This window comes from Companilactobacillus sp. HBUAS59699, assembly GCF_036913575.1.
GTDB lineage: Bacteria > Bacillota > Bacilli > Lactobacillales > Lactobacillaceae > Companilactobacillus.
This window is the reverse complement of record NZ_JAYKTV010000003.1, coordinates 79,584-102,043: the sequence shown is the minus strand read 5'-3', so window position 1 is coordinate 102,043 and position 22,460 is coordinate 79,584. Positions and strand designations below refer to the sequence as shown.

General features: G+C 38.2%; 24 protein-coding genes. 3 read left to right on the top strand and 21 right to left on the bottom strand.

Annotation, left to right across the window (positions count from 1 at the left end):
- Positions 1–2 precede the first annotated feature (2 nt).
- From U8519_RS07080 to U8519_RS07045, 8 genes are all read right to left on the bottom strand, one after another.
- Complete coding sequence (locus U8519_RS07080) at positions 3–1,172, bottom strand: metallophosphoesterase family protein (RefSeq protein WP_334329622.1); 1,170 nt, start codon at positions 1,170–1,172, stop codon at positions 3–5.
- A 165-nt stretch (positions 1,173–1,337) separates the two neighbouring features.
- On the bottom strand, positions 1,338–1,862 hold the full coding sequence (locus tag U8519_RS07075; protein ID WP_334329621.1) for a GNAT family N-acetyltransferase: 525 nt from the start codon (positions 1,860–1,862) through the stop codon (positions 1,338–1,340).
- Between the two features lie 17 nt (positions 1,863–1,879).
- The gene (locus tag U8519_RS07070) at positions 1,880–2,554 is read right to left on the bottom strand and encodes a hypothetical protein (protein ID WP_334329620.1); all 675 of its coding nucleotides are present in this window, start codon (positions 2,552–2,554) and stop codon (positions 1,880–1,882) included.
- A complete protein-coding gene (locus U8519_RS07065; protein ID WP_334329619.1) occupies positions 2,544–3,368 on the bottom strand; it encodes an ATP-binding cassette domain-containing protein in 825 nt (274 codons plus the stop codon). The genes U8519_RS07070 and U8519_RS07065 overlap by 11 nt, the downstream gene beginning before the upstream one ends.
- On the bottom strand, positions 3,368–3,856 hold the full coding sequence (locus tag U8519_RS07060) for a hypothetical protein (RefSeq protein ID WP_334329618.1): 489 nt from the start codon (positions 3,854–3,856) through the stop codon (positions 3,368–3,370). The genes U8519_RS07065 and U8519_RS07060 overlap by 1 nt, the downstream gene beginning before the upstream one ends.
- Before the next feature lie 39 nt (positions 3,857–3,895).
- On the bottom strand, positions 3,896–4,441 hold the full coding sequence (locus tag U8519_RS07055; protein WP_334329617.1) for a DNA-3-methyladenine glycosylase I: 546 nt from the start codon (positions 4,439–4,441) through the stop codon (positions 3,896–3,898).
- A gap of 81 nt (positions 4,442–4,522) precedes the next feature.
- Entirely contained in the window at positions 4,523–4,993 is a 471-nt protein-coding gene (locus U8519_RS07050; protein WP_334329616.1) for a universal stress protein, read from the bottom strand.
- A gap of 139 nt (positions 4,994–5,132) precedes the next feature.
- A complete protein-coding gene (locus U8519_RS07045; protein ID WP_334329615.1) occupies positions 5,133–6,257 on the bottom strand; it encodes a glycerate kinase in 1,125 nt (374 codons plus the stop codon).
- 63 nt (positions 6,258–6,320) lie between these two features.
- Between U8519_RS07045 and U8519_RS07040 the strand changes: the two genes are divergently transcribed.
- Positions 6,321–7,121 (top strand): tyrosine-protein phosphatase, encoded by an 801-nt coding sequence (locus U8519_RS07040; RefSeq protein WP_334329614.1) that lies wholly within the window; start codon positions 6,321–6,323, stop codon positions 7,119–7,121.
- Positions 7,122–7,394: 273 nt separating this feature from the next.
- On the opposite strand, the gene U8519_RS07035 is transcribed toward U8519_RS07040, so the two are convergent.
- Positions 7,395–7,583: a hypothetical protein gene (locus tag U8519_RS07035; RefSeq protein ID WP_334329613.1), complete on the bottom strand. Its 189-nt coding sequence runs from the start codon at positions 7,581–7,583 to the stop codon at positions 7,395–7,397.
- Positions 7,584–7,906: 323 nt separating this feature from the next.
- Here U8519_RS07035 and U8519_RS07030 point away from each other — a divergent pair, with 323 nt between their 5' ends.
- Positions 7,907–8,050, top strand: a complete 144-nt coding sequence (locus tag U8519_RS07030; RefSeq protein ID WP_334329612.1) for a hypothetical protein — start codon at positions 7,907–7,909, stop codon at positions 8,048–8,050.
- Between the two features lie 592 nt (positions 8,051–8,642).
- On the opposite strand, the gene U8519_RS07025 is transcribed toward U8519_RS07030, so the two are convergent.
- From U8519_RS07025 to U8519_RS06985, 9 genes are all read right to left on the bottom strand, one after another.
- On the bottom strand, positions 8,643–10,997 hold the full coding sequence (locus U8519_RS07025; protein ID WP_334329611.1) for a phosphoketolase family protein: 2,355 nt from the start codon (positions 10,995–10,997) through the stop codon (positions 8,643–8,645).
- A 102-nt stretch (positions 10,998–11,099) separates the two neighbouring features.
- Complete coding sequence (locus U8519_RS07020) at positions 11,100–11,825, bottom strand: GntR family transcriptional regulator (protein WP_334329610.1); 726 nt, start codon at positions 11,823–11,825, stop codon at positions 11,100–11,102.
- 138 nt (positions 11,826–11,963) lie between these two features.
- Positions 11,964–12,971, bottom strand: coding sequence for a choloylglycine hydrolase family protein (locus U8519_RS07015; RefSeq protein WP_334329609.1), 1,008 nt, complete (start codon positions 12,969–12,971; stop codon positions 11,964–11,966).
- Between the two features lie 145 nt (positions 12,972–13,116).
- Complete coding sequence (locus U8519_RS07010) at positions 13,117–13,611, bottom strand: PTS sugar transporter subunit IIA (protein ID WP_334329608.1); 495 nt, start codon at positions 13,609–13,611, stop codon at positions 13,117–13,119.
- Positions 13,604–14,476 (bottom strand): MurR/RpiR family transcriptional regulator, encoded by an 873-nt coding sequence (locus tag U8519_RS07005; RefSeq protein ID WP_334329607.1) that lies wholly within the window; start codon positions 14,474–14,476, stop codon positions 13,604–13,606. Before U8519_RS07005 ends, U8519_RS07010 begins: the two co-directional genes overlap by 8 nt.
- Before the next feature lie 14 nt (positions 14,477–14,490).
- Entirely contained in the window at positions 14,491–15,381 is an 891-nt protein-coding gene (gene murQ, locus U8519_RS07000) for an N-acetylmuramic acid 6-phosphate etherase (protein WP_334329606.1), read from the bottom strand.
- Between the two features lies 1 nt (position 15,382).
- Positions 15,383–16,453, bottom strand: coding sequence for a MupG family TIM beta-alpha barrel fold protein (locus U8519_RS06995; RefSeq protein WP_334329605.1), 1,071 nt, complete (start codon positions 16,451–16,453; stop codon positions 15,383–15,385).
- Positions 16,454–16,463: 10 nt separating this feature from the next.
- Positions 16,464–17,921, bottom strand: coding sequence for a PTS transporter subunit EIIC (locus U8519_RS06990; protein ID WP_334329604.1), 1,458 nt, complete (start codon positions 17,919–17,921; stop codon positions 16,464–16,466).
- Between the two features lie 18 nt (positions 17,922–17,939).
- Positions 17,940–18,833: an alpha/beta hydrolase gene (locus U8519_RS06985; RefSeq protein ID WP_334329603.1), complete on the bottom strand. Its 894-nt coding sequence runs from the start codon at positions 18,831–18,833 to the stop codon at positions 17,940–17,942.
- Positions 18,834–19,040: 207 nt separating this feature from the next.
- Here U8519_RS06985 and U8519_RS06980 point away from each other — a divergent pair, with 207 nt between their 5' ends.
- On the top strand, positions 19,041–19,985 hold the full coding sequence (locus U8519_RS06980; RefSeq protein WP_334329602.1) for a Dyp-type peroxidase: 945 nt from the start codon (positions 19,041–19,043) through the stop codon (positions 19,983–19,985).
- Here U8519_RS06980 and U8519_RS06975 read toward each other — a convergent pair.
- From U8519_RS06975 to U8519_RS06965, 3 genes are all read right to left on the bottom strand, one after another.
- Positions 19,979–20,134: a hypothetical protein gene (locus U8519_RS06975; RefSeq protein ID WP_334329601.1), complete on the bottom strand. Its 156-nt coding sequence runs from the start codon at positions 20,132–20,134 to the stop codon at positions 19,979–19,981. The two genes, U8519_RS06980 and U8519_RS06975, sit on opposite strands and share 7 nt — an antisense overlap.
- 327 nt (positions 20,135–20,461) lie before the next feature.
- Positions 20,462–21,967: a PH domain-containing protein gene (locus U8519_RS06970; protein ID WP_334329600.1), complete on the bottom strand. Its 1,506-nt coding sequence runs from the start codon at positions 21,965–21,967 to the stop codon at positions 20,462–20,464.
- Positions 21,957–22,442, bottom strand: coding sequence for a PH domain-containing protein (locus U8519_RS06965; RefSeq protein ID WP_334329599.1), 486 nt, complete (start codon positions 22,440–22,442; stop codon positions 21,957–21,959). Before U8519_RS06965 ends, U8519_RS06970 begins: the two co-directional genes overlap by 11 nt.
- Positions 22,443–22,460: the final 18 nt, after the last annotated feature.

Here is a 22,460-nt window from a genome sequence, read left to right as displayed (position 1 = left end):
CCTTATATCTCAAAACTTACATATCTTGTTGCTGCTCCGTAACCAAAAATCTGCAACCGTAACTTATCAGGATCAATATTGATGAAATATCCAGCTAATTCAGAAATTTCATTATATCGGCGATCCCATTTTTTATTATAATCCGTAGTTAATCCATGCTTCTTCCCCATCAAAGCCGAACAATTTAATATTATATGATTAATTCCTGAAACTTTATAGTATTTTTCATAATGCATGTGTCCACAAATGTAATTAGACACTTTAGAGATTCCCGTTGATGAAAAGTCATAACGCAAATTCACCCCAAAATCACCTGTAAGTTCATTTTTGATCTGCCCACGATTCTTATTATTGAAACTTACAAATAATTGTTGAACCAAATCTCCATTGAAATTCAATGCACTGCGACCACTAGGGCTTATTATGTTGGCATGTCCAAAAACTATAACATGCTTATCAATCGTATCTTCTAGAACAGTAATCAAGTCTTCCAATTGCTGCTCTCTGATACCTCTGACTTTTTTAAAGTCATATTTCTTTGAACCGTTGTTCAATACATATGGTATATCGCTGGTATCCAAAAAAATAAGGCGCACATTGCCCTTGTCGTACCATCCGACTTTTGAAACAGCATTTAAGCGCAAAATACTAGACTGTTCAAAGTCGTGTTTTGTTACCAAGTTGTAGTAATCATCCCGATCAAACGATGCGGTACTGACGAAACGATGTTCATCATACTTATCGTTCTCATCGTGATTACCTTCAGCTAAGTAAAATGGTTTTGTACTCTTTTGATAGTTTTCAACAGCAAATCTTAATAAACCGCGACTAATTTCTGGCTTGTCACTTCCGTCAATTAGGTCACCTAAGTGAACATTCAAATCAAGATTCAAATTATCACTCGCGCTGTTAGCCTCTATTATATGACGCATTCCATTGATTCCATAATAAGACGCACTAGCAACCGCCTTGGCGTGAGTATCAGTCAGAACAGAAAGAGTCACCGTATTATCGGACACATTCGGTCTAACATTATTATTATAAACACCGGTAATATAATCCGTCACAAAGCGTCTCGGTTTCAACCTTCTCATGAAATTATCAGTTTGTGCTGAAATAAATTCTGAAGGCCTTGGATTTAAAACTTTTTTAGCAAAATTTTTAATATTCAATTTTTCTGTTCTCCCAATATCTCAATACTATCATTTTTTTTATGAAAAAATAGTAAAAAAGCCATCGAATTCGGATGGCTTTTCAAATCCGCTCATAGTCATGTTGGGAAACATTCCTACGAGACTCTATTTTCACACACTACCTTACGATAACGCAATGATTTTCTATTTTAATAATATCTGATATGCCTTACGAACACCGTCATCCACATTCAGAGTGATAATGCCCCTCTCTACGAAGCCAGTGTCAGTAATGACATGTTGCATAACTAAATTATCCGGATGTGTATCGATCCTGACATCAGGATACCCTAAATGGTAAGACATCGTCAGCAATTGTTGTAACAAAGCGGTATACAATTCTTTACTCTTATGACCGGATTCAACCGCTATTCGGTGAATTATTGAATAAGTAACCTCTGAATCCTCACTCCACCTACCATCACTAATATCTTGATAATCCCGATCATATCCTTGTTGTAACGCGGCTGTGCCGACAATATTGCCATCTTGTATCAATACATAATTAATACCTTCTTCAATGTCACGTTTAAGTATATCTTCATCAGGATATCCCTTTTGCCACTGATTGACTCCACGATCAAATAAAGTTTTCTTAGCATCTTTGATTATAGCGACAACCCGTTCATAATCATCAGGATGGGCCTGGCGTAAGTAGATGTTGCTCATTCAATTACCTCCTTAGTCTAATTGGATAACTTCTTCTCATTAAAAGTTCCACTCAAGACAATTAGTACAATCGCATACACAAATTGTTGAATAACGATCGGTACCAAGGCCTTAATGGAAGACTGCTCTTGAAAAACCATAATCATCTTAGATACTGGCGGTAAAAACCAGCTGACATAATGTAGCAAGTCGATACTGCTACCCGCCAATGCGATGTATACAAGTATTATTATACCCATTTGACCAGCGTATGGGTGCTTATTCCATTGAGGTTTACACAAAAAGGCTATACCTGTACCAACGAAGCCAGTTGTAGCTAATGACAATATGGCAACTATATCGACTAATACATTCGTACTCAGCATGAAGCTGAACAAAAAGACCACTATGGCGCTAAACAGAGTGATCAAAAACATCGTCAAAGCTTGCGAGACAAAATACAGCCAGTAATTGCTGATTTTTTGCATGAAATTCTCATTATAATAAGCGTCATTTTTCAGAAAATTCATCGTTGTCAACAGTGACATCAAGAACATGCCGACAATTAAAAAACCGAATTTATCATTAGTGCTCAACTTTAATAATGAACTCATCGTTAATTCAAACGCCAAAAATGACAGTAATAACGTTGGGTACAAGAAGTTTTGTAATACTGAATTAATAAAATTACCTAATAAAATTCTAAGCTTCAAGAATTCTTGCCCCCTCGAATTGATAATTAAGATCGATCATCTCTTTGATGATTGCATCTTTCATCCCTAATGGGATCTTCAGTTCCACTAGATTACTGACATTAGCCGCTAAATATTGACTGATTGCTGTCGTCAATGCCATGGAATTAGATTTGACGGTAAATATCAACATACACTTGATTTCTTTGTCTTTATCTTTGACTAATTCGATGGTTTTGTCTTTCATGATGTAATTAGTGTCAAAGTAATTCGTCATACTGCCGTCTTGCATTGAACTGGCTACGATCACACCTGATCCGTTCTCAGACAAATCTTTGATTATTTCCAACATATTAGAAGTGTATTTGCTGTTTTGAAATGAAAATGGTTCATCCAACAACAGAACATTGGGATGACCAGAAACAGCAGCCAAAAAATTCACTCGTTGTTTCAATCCCCACGACAATTGTCTTACTTGTCTATCAAGATATGGACTCATACCCAAAAAGGCCACCAGTCCTTTGAGCTGCTCTCTTGATACTGCCAATTTGCCGCTCAATTGTCTGATCTCTTCCAAATAAGTACGTACACTCTTGTTTATGATCTGTGGGTCAAATTGCGGTAGATAACCGATCCTTACCCCTGGAGTAAATTCGATCTTCCCACTATCAGCAGTTTTTAATTTGGACAGTGCTAATAACAACTGTGTCTTACCACTGCCACTGTCGCCAACAATACTAATAATTTCATTTTGAGTTAAAGAAAAGGTTACATGCTTAAATGCAAAGTAACCTTCGTTTTGTAAAGATAAATCTTTAACAGTTATTAATTCCACTATTGCCATTCCTCGATTGCATGTGCAGCCAATCCGATAGACAAGATGGCGTCCTTTGAAATTGAGTTTCTAACATCAGCGACAATTGTATTGTTGTAAACAGCACCAATAACTACGAATGAATAAGTTACTAGATTCAAATCAGTCTTAGCCTTGTATTCACCTTCAGCGTATGGATCTTCATGATTGTATGTGAAGTTGATGTCATGTTCAGATAGTGATCCGTCGACATGATTAACTTGAACACGGTCATGTAGTTCGCCTAGTTTGTGTGTAGGATTTTGCAATGTAAGTCTGTGATCAGACTCGTTTTGATAATAGTCATCCTCAGTCATATCAAAGTAATCCTTGATCGGTTTTCTCAATACTTCCAAAGAATCGATGATCTCATATACCTTTTGCGCATCAAACTTCTCGGACTTTTTTTCGATGTCCTTATCGTTCTTATCTAGCCATTCAGCTAATTTACTAATAGTTTCAGAATCCATAATTTTCCTCCGTTAACTCTATTATACTGAAAAATTTTCTTATTTAAAATCGCAACTGTCCAAATGATCATTGAGCACACCGACTGCTTGCAAAAATGAATAAATAATCGTGGGTCCTACAAAACGAAAACCACGCTTCTTTAGATCTTTACTGATATTCTGCGATAGTTCAGTCTGAGCCGGCACTTCACTCATGTCACTATAATGATTAATTATCGGCTTATTATCAACAAAATTCCAAATATAATCTGAAAACTTTTCACCTTTATCGTGCATTTGCTTGATAAGTCTGGCATTATTGATCGTCGCATTAACTTTTAACTTATTTCGAATTATTTGAGGATTCTCTAATATTTTAGCCTTTTTTGCATCATCAAACTGTGACACTTTGTCTACATCAAAGTTATCAAAAGCTTCCTTATATCCCTCGCGACGCTTGATGATTGTCGCCCACGATAATCCTGCCTGTGATAATTCCAGTGTCAGCATCTCAAAAAAATAACGTTCATCATGGCTGACTTTGCACCACTCATTATCATGGTAATATTGCATTTCTAGTGAACTATTGGCCCATGGACATCTCATATTTTTTTGTCCTTTCGCATAAAAAAGACCGCGACAATAGTCACGATCTCTTGATTTGTTTAGTTATTCAAAAAACGTATCTTATAGCTTGCCATTATCAATATCTGTACGAACGATAATAACATCAGTGCGAGCATTACGTGTAACGAACTCTGATACTGATCCTACTAACAAACGTGTAACAGCGTTCATACCAGTTGAACCGATCATAATAAGGTCATTCTTATATTCTTCAACGAATTCGTCTGAAATAACCGTCTTAGGTTCACCGAAACGAACGTGAATATCAATATTATCTGCTGCAAATCCATCTTTGACAGCTTCATCTTTTAATTCATTTAGATATTTTTGAGCATCTTCTGAAAGTTGGTAAATTACATCTCCGTTTAACATTCCACCATGCAATCCGATAAATTGCTTAGTATCTAGAACTGTTAAAACGTCTAAGTGACCACCATTCATTTGGGCAACTCTAACAGCTTTTCTAAAAGCCATCTCAGCTTCCTTTGATCCATCTACGGGTACTAAAATTTTCTTGTAGTCTTGTTCCATAATGTAATCCTCCTAAGCGAGTTGCAAAGTGTCAATCACTCCACACTCTTTTCAATGCGTTTATTGAAAACTTCTTAATGTAAGATTAATGCATTAATATAGAATATTCAATCTTTTGTATTACACATATTTAATTATATCAGTGAAAGGACATTAATGTGCGTGCTAATTGATTATCGACCGCCTCATAATTATCAAAAATGGTTTTTTCATCCAGTTTATCTATCTTATATTCTGACATCTGGGTCGAAAATATTCCAGTAAACAGCTGCTCATAGTCCTCAAAATTATCAATAAAATTATTGCACAATACAAATGTTGGAATCTTATTAGTTCCAGCAATTTTACTCAAATGATAAAGCAGTTCATCGTGCATCGATTCTGCTGAAATATCATCCGTTGCAGTAACTAATACATCCGCTGACCGGATAGTTTGATCCATCCCCGTAACATTAGCTATCCATTCAAACGATGACCGAAAAATCCGTGCATTGATCATCGCGAACGCCCCTGCCAAAGTCTTGATAGCATCAGAGTGCGGCATTGGATGTATATCTAAATTATACTTCTGATTGACTTTTTCGGTAACATAAACCAGATTATCTTCCAAAAAACTTTCTTGAGCTTCATTCAAATAATCGATATCGTTTCTAATCTCATACGAACTGGAATAATTCAAAAGAATGGTAATTCTAACTCGTGAAGGTAATAAATCTTTTACACCATCTAAATCAACTGTATAACCGTTTATAAGCGGGTTTTCACCTTCCGGTATAAGTAGTCCTTGTTCATCATAAATCTTTGCCCCAAGTGCTTGTAATGCCCCTAAACCACCATCTGCCACGGCGGTCCTACCCAGACAGACCACAATATTCCTGTGACCACCAGAAATGGCATCCACAATAAATTCACCTAAGCCGTGACTTGTCGCATGAAATAACTCATCTCTAGTTTTACCGATCGCCAAATCCAAGCCGACGATCTGTTCTGAATCCATGATCACCGTATCTTGACCGTCGATTTTAGTGATCAAATAACGTCCTAATTTATTGTGCCAAAAAGCATCAAAAAAAGGCAATTCAGACCAATTGCCACCGATCGTATGTTTAACAAGCGCTGGCATGCCGTCACGACTGTCGGTTACTGGCATAGTGACGATTTCAGCATTAGGTAACGCTCGTGAAATACCACTATATATAGCCTGACCAATTTTACTAGAACTAATATGATCAGAATATTTTCCAGGAGCGATGATAAATTTCATGAATATTCTTCCTTTTTGTTATAATGGATTAAGAACTTTTATCGAGGATAGAGAGGTATGACAATGGACAATGCTACAAGAAAAACACATCGTATTTTAGATCTTGAAAAAGGTCGTAATTTCCGTGAACTCGGTGGATACAAAACCATCGATGGACAAACGATCAAGTACCATAAAGTTTTACGCTCAGCCGGATTAGGTGACCTCACAGATAAGGATGTCAGTTTCTTAGGTGATTATGGACTAAAGACAGATATCGACTTTCGTTCTAAAGACGAAGCTGAGAAAAAGCCCGATCGTATTCCTGAAGGTACTAAATATCTTTCACTTCCTGTATTCAAGGAAGATGAAACTGAAGCCTCAAAGATCCAAGGCACTTCGATTCCAGACTTAGATTACGTGCCTATCGATGGCTACAACCACATGTTGGAAGCATACCTCGATATGATCAATGGCGAACAAGCCAAAAAAGCCTATCAGAACTTTTTCGGAGAATTACTGGCCAATGACACTGACAATGAAGTCCTACTCTTCCATTGTAGTGCTGGAAAAGACCGGACTGGTATGGGAGCCTTCTTCTTGATGTCTGCCTTGGGCGTTCCCATGACGACTATCAAGGACGACTATCTGCTAACAAATAAGGCAAGCAAAGCCTATACTGACAAGCTATTCAATGAAGTTCTCGAACACGAACCATCATTAGTCGATACGATCAAAGCCCTAATGACAGTCAACATCAATTATCTAGAAACTGCCGAAAAAGCTATCAAGCAAACTTCTGGGAGTATAGACAATTATATCAAAGATGAACTTAGAGTCAGTGATAGTGACATCAAGGATCTGAAAAAAATATACTTAGCTTAATTTTTATTTCAAAAAAGATTCTTTTTTATATAACAGTTGAGTCATACTTTCTTCACATTTACTAGTTATTATATAACCATAAGCTAAAGGAAAGCGAAATACACTTTAACTTATAACCCTCCCTAATATAATAATAATAATCTTCATATAAAATAGATATTAATTCTCATAATTACAAGTTGGTAACCCACCTCCCCCCTGATATAGGGTTACTACAAAATAAAAAAAGACTCCGAAGTTTTTCAACTTCGAAGTCTTTTTTAGTATGGCTGTCTAAATCGTATACTTTACATCGTGTTTCTTTGTAAAGCTGTTTTCAGAATATACTGCCATGATTACAGCAGCAATTGCAACTGCAGGTATGGAATATCGGCTTTGCAACACGAATAGTAACATTAAAAATACCACTACCACTGCCATGATTGATGTTTTTGCTAATTGACGTACGATTTGCATTGTCATAATAATCCACCCCTTGTTTGATGTTAATATGAGCTCTCGGATTTCCGTTTATTGTTTCCTTTCGCTCTCTCCAGTAGCTAAACTACCATGTTTAAAAGTTATTTACAAGCATCTTGAGTGCCTTGTTTTCAGGATTTGTGCAAGCGGTTACGTACTTTCTAATAAAGGGTTTAAATATCTTAGACAGCATTAAAGAATAAATGTAAGTGCGAGTAGCTTTTTCAAAATATCTCAAATTATTATCTTGTATTTCTTAGTTTTTATTAGAACCAAACTTATAGAATTATTTTTTAACTTATTTATGATCGGCGGTGTGATAGTGTTTGTTAGCTGTACACTTGTATATTTCAGCTAAACATTTCATTTTGTTTGATGATGAATTGATGAATTTAGGATTGAGGATCGATGTCGCTGACGATGGTCAACAATTCCATCTGCCCTGGGACCGTCTTAAGTCTTCGTCTTAAGACTCGCTTGGAAGCCTGTAGTCTTCTCCAGTGTACTAAGCGATAAATCGCTAAGTACACTATCACGGCGGATTCCATTGTTGACCATCGTCAGCTGGATTTGTATTACTTTCAAATTAGCTTCACATCAATCTAATAGCATAGTAATAAGTAGTTACCAACTTTTATCTAATCAAACAAAAAAATGCGTATCACAGTTAATTTAGTGATACGCATTTTTATATACAAATATATTGAGCTGGAGGTCAGAAGTAATGGAATCAGTAGCGATTGTGGTGTTAATGCGGGTGACTTTTCCGCATTTACAGCACGGACGTCTTGGATGATTTGCGGTTCACGCAAAGCATACAAGCGAGATTTGAGACCGCTTTGTGGTTCAAATCGGTCCCGCCACTGATGGAATTACTTCTGACCGGAAGCGGCAGTGAAAGCATAACCCTCACAACCATCTCAACTAAAAAAGGACCGTCATAATTACATGACGATCCTTTTTGAAAAGCCCTAGGGGTGACTTTTCGTTTGAATATTATGTTTGATGTGCATTTTCTGAAACTGGTTATGCAAGGTCAGATACTTGAATTATCTTTTCTCTTTATAGATCCCATTTCCAGTTTTCAACTTCTGGCAAGTCCTCACCGTTTTCACGGATATACTTGTTGTGCTTGTCAACTTCTGCTTCCATCTTGTCAGCGAAGTCATTAGCCTTGTCACCTTCAACAGCAACAGCAGCTTCTTCTGCTAAGTGGAAACGATCCATTTCGTTTACAACACGCATGTCGAATGGTGTTGTGATATCACCATTTTCACGGTAGCCGTGAACAAATAGGTTGTGGTTGTCACGATCGAAGAAGATATCCTTGATGATGTCTTCGAAACCGTGGAATGCGAACAAGACTGGCTTGTCTGCTGTAAAGATTTCGTTGAATTCTTCATCAGTTAAACCACGAGGGTCAACTTCTGGTGATCTCAACTTCAATAGGTCAACAACGTTGACGAATCTAATCTTGAGTTCAGGTTTTTCTTTACGCAAAATGCTGATAGCAGCAAGTGATTCAAGGTTAGGTTCTGTACCGGCAGCGGCGAAGACGATATCTGGATCACCGTTGTCATTTGATGCCCAATCAATAACTTTGAGACCTTTATCAGCTAGTTCTTGACCTTCTTCAATTGAGTAAAATTGAGGACGGAGTTGTTTTGAAGTAACTAATAAGTTGATCTTCTCTTGATCATCCAAGATCTTAGGCATGATTGGCAACAATGAGTTTGTATCAGCTGGGAAATATTCACGAATGAAGGCAGGCTTCTTCTCAGCTAAGTGAGTAATGATACCTGGGTCTTGGTGAGTATAACCATTGTGATCTTGTTGGAAAGCAGTTGAAGTAGCGATGACGTTTAGTGATGGATACTTGTTTCTCCATGACAATTCATCGGCTTTTCTCAACCACTTGAAGTGTTGTGTCAACATTGAGTCGACAACTCTCAAGAAGGCTTCGTAACTGGCAAAGATACCATGACGACCTGTTAGGGCGTAACCTTCAAGGAATCCTTCAGCTTGATGTTCTGAAAGTTGTGAATCGATAATACGACCAGCTGGTGCTTCATATTGATCGTTTGGTTCTTTAACTTTTTCCATCCATTGACGTGATGATGCGTCAAAAATGTCATATAGACGGTTTGACATTGTTTCATCAGGTCCGAATAGTCTGAAGTTATCAGGGTTGTTTTCGATAACAGCCTTGAGATACTTACCTAATTCGATCATATCTTGGGCGTTCTTTTCACCCGGCTTGTCGATCTTCAAAGCATAGTTCTTGTAATCTGGCAACTTAAGAGCTTTAGGATCAACACCACCGTTAACGATAGGGTTCATTGCCATTCTCTTAGTACCTTTTGGTGTAATTGCTGCAATTTCAGACTTCAAACTACCGTCTTCATTGAACAATTCTTCTGGCTTGTATGATTTCAACCAGTCAACTAAGGCATCAACATGTTCCATGTCGTTTTGGTCTACAGGAATTGGAATTTGGTGAGCTCTAAATGAACCTTCGATAGGAACACCGTCCCAAGTCTTAGGACCAGTCCAACCTTTAGGTGCACGGAAGATAATAACTGGCCAGTGTGGCATTGTAGCATCTTCTGCTGAGTGCTTTCTAGCTTCTGTTTGGATGTTTTGAATCTTTTCGATTGCTTCATCCATAACTTTGGCCATTTCTGGATGCATCTTTTCAGGATCGTCACCTTCAACGAACATTGGATCCCAGCCAAGTCCCTTGAAGTATTCTGTTAATTCTTCATCGGTCTTACGTGAAAGGATAGTAGGGTTAGAAATCTTAAATCCGTTAAGATTCAAGATTGGTAATACAGCACCATCATTTACAGGGTTGATGAAAACATTTGAGAACCATGATGTAGCTAGTGGGCCTGTTTCTGATTCACCATCACCAACAACAACTGCGGCAATTTGGTCTGGGTTATCTAAGATAGCACCAACACCGTGTGAAATTGAGTAGCCAAGTTCTCCACCTTCATGCATTGAACCAGGTGTTTCAGGAGCAGCATGTGAAGCTACACCGCCTGGGAATGAGAATTGTTTGAATAATTTTTGCATACCTTTTTCATCTTGTGTGATCTCTGGGTATGTTTCAGTATAACTTCCGTCAAGATATGAGTTAGAAACCATAACTTGCCCACCATGTCCTGGTCCTTCAATGTAGAACATGTTAACACCGTACTTGTTAATAGCACGATTTAAATGAGCGTAAATAAAGTTTTGTCCTGCAATAGTACCCCAGTGTCCGATTGGGTGAACTTTTACATCGTCGGCTTTAATATCACGCTTCAATAATGGATTATCTTTTAAGTAAAGTTGACCTACAGAAATATAGTTAGCTGCACGCCAATATTTATCAACTAAGTTTAAGTATTCTTTTGATGAGTAATCTGTCATTTCAGTACACTCCTTATTTGTTTACAAACATATAATAACCAGTTCATTGATAAAAGTCAACCATTTATTATATTGGGTCGGTCCAATTTCTGAAAACACTTACTATCTATCTAGATCAACGAATGAATCATATTTAAAATACTTGTAATGCAATTTCATGGTCGAGAATTCAAACGGTGTTCCATCATTTAAGAAGAAAATACCTTCCATTAGACCCACGGGTTCATTGGGCTTGAGGCTCAATAGTTTTTGCCCTTCTTCATCTGAAGGCTTAGCCGAGATAGTCAAATAAGTCTTATTTACTTCTTTGCCTAGTTCTGATTCTACATAGTTAAAAATCGACTCTGAAGCGATCTGCTCTGATAATTCGGGAGCTAATTTAATCGGAATATAACCAGTCTCGATCATAAATGGAATATCGTCTAGTAATCGCAGACGCTTGAATGCATAGACGAACTCACCTTTGTTGAGGAACAAATTATCACGCATTTCTTCGTCTGGACGAATAACATCAAAACTCAAAACTTTGATTCCGGGTTTTTGACCGTTAGCCTTAAAGCTATCAGTGATCCCCAAATTCTTTCCACTGTAATTAAAATAAGAATCTTGTTTCAAGTACAACGGATTAACAAAGGTTCCCGAACCGCGCTTCTTAAAGATGATTCCTTGTTCCGACATGTTACTCAATGCTCGTTTGATCGAACTGCGACTAACTTTATAGTTTTCGGCCAAAGAGCGTTCATCAGGTAAACGCATATTGGGAAAGGCTCCATCATCAATTTCTTTTTTTAGTGAATCAATTATTTTTTGATATATTAAATCTGCCATGAGTTCTCCTTTGGAACGCACCAATTTTTATTGTGGTTCTTATCTTTCGAAAACATTATATCTCATTTAGCAAATAAAACACATACCAAAATATTTCTGGATACGAAAAAAGAGCAGTCCACGGGCTGCTCTTTTATTCTACTTAGCTTCTTCGACTTGTTCATCAAGTGAAGCAAAACTTTGTTTCATTGGTAAACCAAACTCCTTAGGTGTTGTTTGATTCTTGATCAAATCATCTGTCATAGTTACTTCAAAGACGGTTTGATTAGAGTATGGAATGTAATACATCTTCTTATTAGTTAAATCGAAAATAGCTTGATATTGTGTATAGCTAGGACCACGATCACCAATATTAACACCCTTAGGGACAACTACACTATCCAATATGTGCAAGACCGTTGTAACTGCTTCGTCAGCGTTTTTAGCTTTTTCAATATGAGTGCGATTGAAGGCAGTTCTAACAAAACGGTCAACAGCCGTGTAGCCACCAGGAAGTCTAAAGGTACCGTTCTGGCCTAATCGAGTGATCTCTTCATCACCGAATTGAGCTGAATTAAAGTTATTGACTGATGCTCCCAAATAATTAGCCAAATTAGTTCTGTGCCAATCAAAATCAGGTGTATTAGTCATAACACCGATCTTATCTTCTTCAAGAACCAGACCATCACCTTCTGGTTCGATAATATAAGTTGCTCCCGACAAATCGCTGAAGATCCAGTGCAATGGTTGGTTGGCACCCATAACACCTTTATCAGATTCGATTACTCGAACTTTTTTCAAGTTTTCACGTAACTCATCAATTGTCTTGTTGTTACCTAATGCCCAAAGAATAAATTCTTCTGAAACCAAGTTAATGGCGCCGTCAGTTGGTTCTGCGTCATAAACATATTGATGAGGGAAATATAATTCAGCGGCAGAAAGGCCATATTCATTGAAACCGTCAGCTACCATGTAGTTTTTGCCATACTTAGCTCCAGTACCCATAATTGCATAATTGGTTTGATAAGTTCTGTCGTCAAATGATGAAACCCAATCATAGTCTCTAGGCAGGAAGGTAGGTTGACCATTCAGCTCAAAGGCAAAGTCCATCGTTCTTGCTAAAAACTTTGATCCATCGAGCGCTTCATAACTAATACTTGTACACATATTTAATTGCTTCCCTTCAAATTCTATTACTTTATTTATTATCGCTCATTATTATGCAAATTGTTGACAAATTCAACAATTTTATTTTATGAAATTTAACTTTTCCACAAAAAAAGCCTGACAATCGTCAGACTTAATTGAATAATTACAATTTGGCTATTAGTTCAGCGTGATCAACCTTACCACTTGCGGCTAGTGAAACTTGCCAGTTATTTTCCGCTGAATTAGTTACAGCAACAATAATAGTTGTCTCTTTACCAGCAGCTTTGACTTCATCAAGATCCATTTCAGCAATCTTTTGTCCAGCTGAAATCGTATCTCCCTTAGCTACCAATATATTAAATGGTTTACCTTTCAACTCAACTGTATCAATCCCCATATGGAGCAACAACTCTTCACCATCACTAGTGGAGATGCCAATACCATGTTTGGTACCTGCAACCATCGTAACTGTACCAGAGACTGGACTGAAAATATCGTTCGATGTTGGTATCAAACCGAAGCCATCCCCCATTGCCTTTTGAGAGAAGACGGGGTCATTGATTTTTTCGATCTCGATCAACTCACCATCAGCTGGTGACAAGAAAGTTTTGGCATCCCAAGCTGGTAAATCCTTATGCTTTTTAAAAATATTAAACATTATTTTGTGCCCCTTTATGAAAAATTTCATCCACTAAGTTGTGTGACTCTTTGAGTTTTTGTACATTACTATCATAATCACGTTGTAAATAACAATAATAGATCAAATCAACTGCATACAGTTGACTCATCAACGATGTGGTTGCGGCCGAACGAATCTGATCACGCGGCATTGAATCACTCGTCGGTAATAATATGTCCGATATCTTTGCCAGACTACTCTCGACATTAGACGTGACGCCAACGATCGGTACTTTATTAGCGACAGCTAGATTTCCTATTTTGATGGTTTCTTTAGATTCACCAGAATCAGAGAACAAGATCAATATCTGGGAGGATGTTTGTGTCAATAAATTCACCGCAAATTGGTGCGTATCGTCAGTATTAATAACGGTCTTGCCAATTCGAGAGAATTTTTGTGTAAAATCTTGTGCTACTAATCCTGAAGCTCCTAAACCATAGGCTTGGATCACTGCGTATCTTTGTAATTCATCGACTGTTTGATTGACCAGATCGGTCTTCAAGCCCTTGTTAGTAACGTCTATCGCATGCTGGACTCTCAGAGACATTTTTTGCTTCAATTCATCCAATGTGTCCGTCGGTGAAATTTCACTCGATAAACTCGTACTATTGTTACTGGTGCCTCTCGCCAATTCGACTTTTAATTCTTTGAATCCATTTAATCCTAGGTTTTTAGCAAACCTCACAACCGTTGCTTGGCTAACACCACTCTTATCGGCCAACTCGGCCACGCTCAATTGCGGGATCACTTGAGCATTGTTCAAGATGTACTCACCCAAGATGTTCTCAGCTTTGCTATTGATATTTTGTTGCGCCCGAATCGACAATAAGATCGTGTTATCCATCTACTACACCTACTTTACTTGATAGCCTTGCGTACGAAGCCTGCTGCTTTTTTTAGATCTGCCGCTGCTTCAGTACTATCTTCTGCATTCATAATCATAACTATCGCCATTTTAACTGAGTAATTCGCTGCCTTCAAAGCATCCCCAGCCGTTTTTTCGTCAACTTTGGTAATATCCATAATTATATTCTTAGATCTTTGAATCAACTTGTCGTTGGTAGGTTTGACGTCAACCATTAAATTACCATACGTCTTACCAATACCAACCATAGAAGCTGTCGACAACATGTTCAAAATCATCTTCTGAGCCGTACCTGACTTCAAACGAGTTGATCCGGATAAGATCTCAGGACCGGGAACAACTTCAATGGCAATCGCAGCATGCTTACTGATTTCAGCATCATTGTTACATGACAGTGCTACTGTTCCTGCTCCGATTTCTTGAGCATAATCCAGTGCTCCGATCACATACGGCGTTCTGCCACTGGCAGCGATCCCTACAACAACGTCAGCATCAGTCAACTTCTTATCTACCAAATCTTGCTTGCCTAGTTCAACATTATCTTCGGCACCTTCAACGGCCAGAGTCATTGCGTCCATACCACCAGCGATCAATCCTTGAACCATCTCTGGTTCAGTCCCAAAAGTTGGTACACATTCAGCGGCATCTAAGACACCTAATCTACCGCTAGTACCAGCGCCTATATAGAATAATCGGCCACCTTTTTTGAAAGCTTTCGTGATCAATTCAACCGCTTGAGCAACTTGTGGCAGTGTCTTTTCAACTGCTTCAGAAACCTTCTTGTCTTCCGAATTCATAACCGTAACAATTTCTAACGGGCTCATCAAGTCCAGATTAGTTGTCATAGAGTTACGACTCTCAGTGGATAACTTATCAATATCCATACTAATTCACTCCATCCTCTATCTTACATAACTTAACAGCTTGATTTGCGCCACAATTGTCCAGTAGATCAATATCTTCCGCTACTATCTGACCGATCACGTTGACCGTTTTATCTGCTGGCAAGTCTCGCTTTAATAATTGCAATTCGCCTTGATAGCGACCAGCAATCGAATTATCCAGTGTAATCGCACCAGCTTCACGGACAACTTGATTCTTTGGTGGAATCATCACCGTATTCCAAGGACGACCTTCGCGTAATCTGACTACATCACGGGCCACATCGGCTCTTTGATGCATGATCTTGGTAATATAATCTGGTGCATTCTCTAGGATCTGTGCATGCAACAAGATAACTTGGTTACGGTAGTATTCTTCAAATTGCCGTAAAGTCCCATCTTTAATGATCGGATCACCTAGAAATACTTTGTCGACATCTAACTGAGCTAGTTTGATTGCTGAGGACAGTGGATTCTTGCCACGATCATCTTCTAGAGTCGGTAACCCAGCATGAACTGGTCCACGCAACTTAGTATCACCAGGAACAAATGCCATCACGGTGAAGCCATTTTCTTTCAGCCAATGATTCTTCTGATAGAACCAATCCACGCTTAAACCAGTATTAGTTCTCGGATAATAATTGTGCCAGGCTTCTAGATTATCAAAATCAGCTTGCGCAGCTTTCAATTCTTTCACATCCGCGTCTACGATCGTGCTAGCATTCAAAGCCAATTTCAGATTTTTAGAAGCTGCGGCTATTTGTTGGTTAGTAATCCCATCATCGATCCGTAACATTTCGACATTTAAGTCCGTCAATGTTTTGAATCCATCGGCATCTAACGCTAAGTTCAAACGTTCCATGGAGGCTGAAGAAATATCTAAGGTTAAATGTAAATTGTTTTTCAAACAAATTTGACCTAAGGTATTCAAATTTTTCAACAAATTATTAGGATCATCTTCAGGCAGATTTATGGAAGTAAATACTCCGGTAAATCCTGCTTGAGTGTATTTTTCAATTCTATTAAGTTCTTCTTTGGTTAATTCGTTATTTAGATAAACTGAAAATCCTAGCATCGCTTACTCCTTATTCTGGATAAATTTCGTTGATACGATCTTCATTGAATCCGAAGAACCAAGTAACGATGAATCCACCAAGATAGGCGATGAACAAAGCAATCAAGAATTGGATCTGTTGACCAGGTTGCATGATCAATAAGCCGAACAATCCTGAGACACCTTGTGAGACAGCACCTAAGTGGAATAATGATGCGGCGACACCACCGAAACCGGCACCGATACAGGCAGTAACGAAGGCACGTCCCAATGGTAGAGTAACAGCGTACATCAATGGTTCACCAACACCCAAGATAGCAACAGGAATTGAGCTCATTACCATTTTCTTAAAGCGTTTGTTCTTTGATTTGAAGTATAGTGCAAATCCAGCACCAACTTGACCACCACCGGCCATCATCAAAATAGGCAACAAGTAATTGATACCTTTTGTTGGACCTGTAGGATCATTCAAAAGAACATGGATCGGTGTCAAAGCTTGATGCAATCCAACTGAAACCAAAGCCAAGAAAGTTGATGACAGAATAAATCCACCAAAGACGCTTAGTTTGGTATATGTGAAGTCCATGACAACGTAAATGGCATTTGTTAGCCATGCGCCAACTGGTTGTAAGAAGACAACCGCTAGTAGTGAACCGATTATAACTGTCAATAGCGGTGTAAAGAATGTATCCAAAACACTAGGCATGAACTTTCTGATACTGCGTTCTAGCCAAGCAAAGAAAATACCCATGAATAAAGCTGTGATCAAACCACCGACACCAACGGTATATGGAGCGTTAGTGAACGGCATAGCAATCGCTTGAGAACTGAGTGGTGACCCTGTGATCGTAACACCTAGGCACAAAGTACCACCGATACCACCAAGAATGGCGCTACCTTTGAACTCACGAGCAGCATTCATACCAACAAAGATTGGTAAGAATGTAAATAGTCCCCAGCCTAGGGTCTTGATTGTCATGTACCACCAGTCAGTAACAAAAGCTTGTCCCGTCTGATAATCGATAACATTGGCTAACCCATTGATAAGTCCAGCAGCGATAATACCTGGAAGTAACGGAATGAAGACGTTAGCGATGTGTTGCAGACCACGTTGTAATGGTTTGTCGTGCTTAGCCTTGTTGGCTTTTTTATTTTCGCTAGCAATATTTTTAACATTATTTAATTCAGCAGCTTTGCTGTCAGATGCGACCGTAGCTTCATCATCTTCATCGCTACCTAGAGCAACGCCAGTCATTTCTGCGAATGGTTCCGCAATTTTGTTGACCTTACCTGGTCCCAGAACAACTTGTAGCGTATCAGCTTCAACGACTGCCAATACCCCATCGATTCTCTTCAAGCCATCTATATTGACCTTGTCATTATCCTTAATGCCTAATCTCAAACGTGTCATACAAGCGACGTTTGCTGTGACATTGTCCTTGCCACCAACATTTTTCAGGATCTCACTTGCGATATCTTTATTACTCATTTCAAGTTTCCCCCCTTATTAAAATTGGTTCATGACCCAGTTGTAGCCCTTTGGTGTTGCCTTAGTCCAGTAAGCCCAATTGTGGTTATCCCCAGTATCTTTAACATATTTAACAGACACTTTGTCTTTTTTCATTTCTTTAACAAACTTATTAACATCCTTGATCGGAACTGTTGTATCATCTGATGTTGATTCAACGTAGAACTTAACTGATCTTGATTTGTTATTTACGTAGTTAGTTGGGAACAACCCATCATAAACCTTATCTGACCAGTTAGTCTTACCGTCAGTGAAGGCGTGCATACCTTTTCTGATTGGATTGTCCTTTGGTAATTTATACCAAACAGATGGTGAGATCAGTACTGCCTTTGAGAAGTAATTAGGATACTTTAGAGCTAGTCTAGCTGCACCATATCCACCCATTGAAATACCACCAACAGCATGATCCTTCTTTGACTTAGATACTTTGTAAGTCTTATCGATCGTCGGTACTAGGTCTTTCATGATGGCACTCTCCATCTTGAGACCGCCTTTTTGATTAACGTAGAAACTGTTAAAACCATCGACAAAGACAACGATTGCCTTTTGATGCTCACGATTCATAGTTCCATCAAGCATTTGTTGTGAATTGAATCGCTCTAATAAATTACGATGATTGCCGTATAATCCGTGCATCATATACAAAACTGGATATCTTTTATTACCATTAGGGTTGTAACCTGCAGGTAAGTAGACATCATAATTCCAATCTAAGTGCATTTGTTTCGAGTAAACCGTTGTAGTTACGACTTTACTAATTGGTGACACTGCATCAGCAGCTTTTACTTCTGTTTCTGAATAACCGATCAGTAATGCCCATAATCCTACAAAGCTTGCCATAATCGCCAAAAACTTTGTAACACGTGACTTCATTTGAATCCCCTCCAAGCTTGTATTTAAAACATTGGTATCGTTTACAAAAAAATAATACTTCATGTGAAATTTTATTTCAATATATCTTTAAAATTACGTTAAAAATTAAAATAAAGTTTCAAAAACTACAAATTCTTATTGCTATATTTAATAACTTATTATGATAAGCTTAAACTGGATTCATTATTAAACCTCGGAGGTAATCATATGACCGTTGATATTAAACGCGCCCAAGATGTTTATAAGGACGCCGGAGAAAGTGTTATTTTTACTACCCTCATGCTCAAGCGTGAGAATCAAACCGAAGTGAAGGATGCCATTGCCGAATTCGCTGATATGTCGAACTCGATCATCAATAGTATGCGAGTTCGTGCACCAGAAGCTCAAGCACACATTGCCTGGGGCTTCGGCTCAGATGCTTGGGATTACTTATTCCCTGATGCACCGAAACCTAAGCAATTAGCTCCTTTTAAAGAAATCAAAGGACCAAAATACACCGCTGTTTCTACACCTGGTGATATTTTCATCCACGTTCGTGCCAGCAAAATGGCCGTCTGTTATGAACTGATGGATCAGTTCATGGGTATTCTTCGCCCTATCACTACCGTTGAAGATGAAACTCACGGCTTCCGCTACTTCGAAGGTCGCGCCATCATTGGCTTCATCGATGGAACAGAGAACCCTGCCGGTATCGAATCAATGGACTACACCTTGATCGATGAGAATGAAGATCCCGAATTTGTGAATGGTTCATATGCATTCGCACAAAAGTACACTCATAATATGGAAGCTTGGGATACTTTGAAGACTGAAGATCAAGAAAAATCGATCGGACGTCACAAGTTCAATGATCGTGAATTAGATGATGATCAAAAACTTCCTAATGCTCATAATGTGGCTTCAAAAGATGAAGAAGGCGGCGTTGAACACAAAATTGTTCGTATGAACGTACCTTATTCAGAACCAGCTAAAGATATTAAGGGAACTTACTTCATTGGTTATTCGAAGGACTTCTCAATTACAAATCGTATGCTAACAAACATGTTCACTAAGAGTGATCGTCTACTTGATTTCAGTACACCGATCACGGGCAATTTATTCTTCATCCCTTCCAAGGATACTTTAGAGAAAATTGCTGATGGGGATTATTGATTTATGCCGCTGAGGGTGGTCAACAATTCCATCTGCCGTGGACCGGCCTCAGCCTTCGTCTTCGGCCTCGCTTTGAAGCCTGTAGTCTTCAAAGTCGTCCAGTGTTCTAAGCGATAAATCGCTAAGAACACTTTTACGGCGGATTCCATTGTTGTCCATCCTCAACTAATCTTGTATTAATTTTAGATTAGTAGTTACACAACTGTAATATAGCTCGAATTATACATTCTACAAATTTAAAAAAGTCGCCACGACTAATGGGGAAAATACCCAAATTGTCGTGGCGACTTATTTATATAATTGATAAATTAGCTGGAGGTCAGCAGTAATGGAATCAGTGGCGAAAGTGGTGTTAATGCGGGCGGTTTTCCCACATTTACAGCACGGACGTCTTGGATGATTTGCGGTTTTTGCAAAGCATCCAAGCGAGATTTGAGACCACTTTTTGGCTAAAATCGGTCCCGCTACAGATGGAATTACTGCTGACCGGAAGCGGCATTGCCCCCTCGTTTATACCATTCAACAACCTCATCGATCTGATGTTGAGGCAAATATTTAATTTTCAAAATCCGCTCGCCGACTCCTGAACGACAGCTCAACAATATATGTGCAAATCTTTTTTTACTCAACCAGATACTCTGGCGACGCTCTAGTAACTGAATACTATTCTTTGGTACAAAATATGAATTCTTCGATGTAACTTGATTGTTTTGTAAGAACATATAGTTCTCACTAATCAAAGAAATTTGGGCCCTGCGGGCATTAAGATAAGCTTCTGGCAACCAAAACATTGCGGAAACAATGATTACTCCTACTACCCACCAAATCGACGCTTTAAATAACATCACGCCAAAAATCAGATCAGTTAACAAACTAAAAATAAGTGCATTGCGCAGATCATAATAATATGTCCGAGAATTAGCATTAGCAGTCTCTAAATCATCAATAGGAATATGTGGAAAAAACTTCTTAAAAAAATCATTCAAATTTCTAGTCTCAATTACTGGCATTATAATAATATCTTTTTCAGTCTCTTCTTTTTGGGAATTAGATATAATTACCAATTTGACTGAAGCAATGTGCATCATTCTGCGCAGCAAGGTTTGCTTAACGACCACCGCTTGAATTCTATTCTGAGAAATACTAGTCTTCTTAGTTTTGAAAAATCCATATTGCATCTGAAACTGACTGCCTTCTTTTTCCAATTGGAAATGATAGTACTTAGCAATCAAGACTACGACCGAAATAACATAAAATATCAATAGGACCAATAGTAAGCCGATTATGACCAACAGTAATCCCAAGTGGGTGAATTCCTGAGCAGCAACTTTGTAAAATTGCTTACTGATTGAATGTTGAATCTTTCCATAGAAAGCTAGAACGACCAACAATCCTGATAAAAAGGCTGGTGATGTTAAGGAAAATTTTAGCAACTCACCCCAAGTTATGACATATGATTGAATATTTCTTTGGTCAGATACTTGTTCTGTCAACGTTGATTCAGAAAAAGTTTCCTGTGAAACATTTTGCGTAACGTCTGCCGAATTGAATTTTTTACGATGACGATTTAGTTCGTTCTTAAGTTCCACGGATACGGCCGCTAAGGTAACTTCCGGTCCCTCTGAATGGCCCGCCGTTTCTATTTCTAGTTCTTCTAATTTAAATGGCTTTAAAAAGAACCATTGATTAGTGGTCACATTCTGAATTCGATCATACGGGATGTGATTAACTTTTTTGACCAAAATACCACTCTTAACCAGAATTTCATCATCAAAGAACTGATAACTAAATGTAAAATATTTCAATAGATCACTAGCAATTATTAAGACAATTACTGCAAATAAGCCCAACAATGACCAAACTTTGGATTGATTGTACGTACTAAAGACAAAGATTGCTACTGGTATTATCCAATTTTTTATATCTTTATACAGGAAAAATAATAAGGTCGCCGGATGCAATCTCTTCGGTTTAGATATCATTTTTAGCCTCCTGCGCCAATTTCATAATCGTTTCTTTCAACTGATCAGCTTGATTACTTTCGATCCCATCAATTTCACTCTTACCAGCAGCTGTGACAATTATGACTTTTTGCAAATTTTTCCAACGCAAAATCGGTCCCTGTTTCAAAGTAACGTTTTGTACTCTGGCAATTGGAATTATTATTTGTTTCCTAAAAAAATATCCACTATGAAGTTGTACTTGCCGATCATCGATATAATAAGTCCAAAAATTCCACAAATATACTACGTAAAAGAAACTAGCCAGCAAAACTATGATTCCTATCGCAATGACGCTCCATTCACCAATATTAAAGTAAAATTGAGCATCTTTAGGCAAAACCAGTTTAATTAAACCCACAGCTTGAACAATAACCAAAAAAACAACGAATTCAATAATTGCATGAATTCTCCAAATTGCCTTAATACTTTCAGGTAACCTCTCTACTTTATCCATACATCCCCCTCTGATATT

Bases quoted from the DNA above. Each gene is read 5' to 3' on its own strand.
- U8519_RS07075 (WP_334329621.1), bottom strand. From the start codon at position 1,862: ATGAGCAACATCTACTTACGCCAGGCCCATCCTGATGATTATGAACGG.
- U8519_RS07060 (WP_334329618.1), bottom strand. From the start codon at position 3,856: ATGGATTCTGAAACTATTAGTAAATTAGCTGAATGGCTAGATAAGAAC.
- U8519_RS07055 (WP_334329617.1), bottom strand. From the start codon at position 4,441: ATGAGATGTCCATGGGCCAATAGTTCACTAGAAATGCAATATTACCAT.
- U8519_RS07050 (WP_334329616.1), bottom strand. From the start codon at position 4,993: ATGGAACAAGACTACAAGAAAATTTTAGTACCCGTAGATGGATCAAAG.
- U8519_RS07045 (WP_334329615.1), bottom strand. From the start codon at position 6,257: ATGAAATTTATCATCGCTCCTGGAAAATATTCTGATCATATTAGTTCT.
- U8519_RS07040 (WP_334329614.1), top strand. From the start codon at position 6,321: ATGGACAATGCTACAAGAAAAACACATCGTATTTTAGATCTTGAAAAA.
- U8519_RS07035 (WP_334329613.1), bottom strand. From the start codon at position 7,583: ATGACAATGCAAATCGTACGTCAATTAGCAAAAACATCAATCATGGCA.
- U8519_RS07025 (WP_334329611.1), bottom strand. From the start codon at position 10,997: ATGACAGATTACTCATCAAAAGAATACTTAAACTTAGTTGATAAATAT.
- U8519_RS07020 (WP_334329610.1), bottom strand. From the start codon at position 11,825: ATGGCAGATTTAATATATCAAAAAATAATTGATTCACTAAAAAAAGAA.
- U8519_RS07015 (WP_334329609.1), bottom strand. From the start codon at position 12,971: ATGTGTACAAGTATTAGTTATGAAGCGCTCGATGGATCAAAGTTTTTA.
- U8519_RS07010 (WP_334329608.1), bottom strand. From the start codon at position 13,611: ATGTTTAATATTTTTAAAAAGCATAAGGATTTACCAGCTTGGGATGCC.
- U8519_RS07005 (WP_334329607.1), bottom strand. From the start codon at position 14,476: ATGGATAACACGATCTTATTGTCGATTCGGGCGCAACAAAATATCAAT.
- murQ (WP_334329606.1), bottom strand. From the start codon at position 15,381: ATGGATATTGATAAGTTATCCACTGAGAGTCGTAACTCTATGACAACT.
- U8519_RS06995 (WP_334329605.1), bottom strand. From the start codon at position 16,453: ATGCTAGGATTTTCAGTTTATCTAAATAACGAATTAACCAAAGAAGAA.
- U8519_RS06990 (WP_334329604.1), bottom strand. From the start codon at position 17,921: ATGAGTAATAAAGATATCGCAAGTGAGATCCTGAAAAATGTTGGTGGC.
- U8519_RS06985 (WP_334329603.1), bottom strand. From the start codon at position 18,833: ATGAAGTCACGTGTTACAAAGTTTTTGGCGATTATGGCAAGCTTTGTA.
- U8519_RS06980 (WP_334329602.1), top strand. From the start codon at position 19,041: ATGACCGTTGATATTAAACGCGCCCAAGATGTTTATAAGGACGCCGGA.
- U8519_RS06975 (WP_334329601.1), bottom strand. From the start codon at position 20,134: ATGGAATCCGCCGTAAAAGTGTTCTTAGCGATTTATCGCTTAGAACAC.
- U8519_RS06970 (WP_334329600.1), bottom strand. From the start codon at position 21,967: ATGATATCTAAACCGAAGAGATTGCATCCGGCGACCTTATTATTTTTC.
- U8519_RS06965 (WP_334329599.1), bottom strand. From the start codon at position 22,442: ATGGATAAAGTAGAGAGGTTACCTGAAAGTATTAAGGCAATTTGGAGA.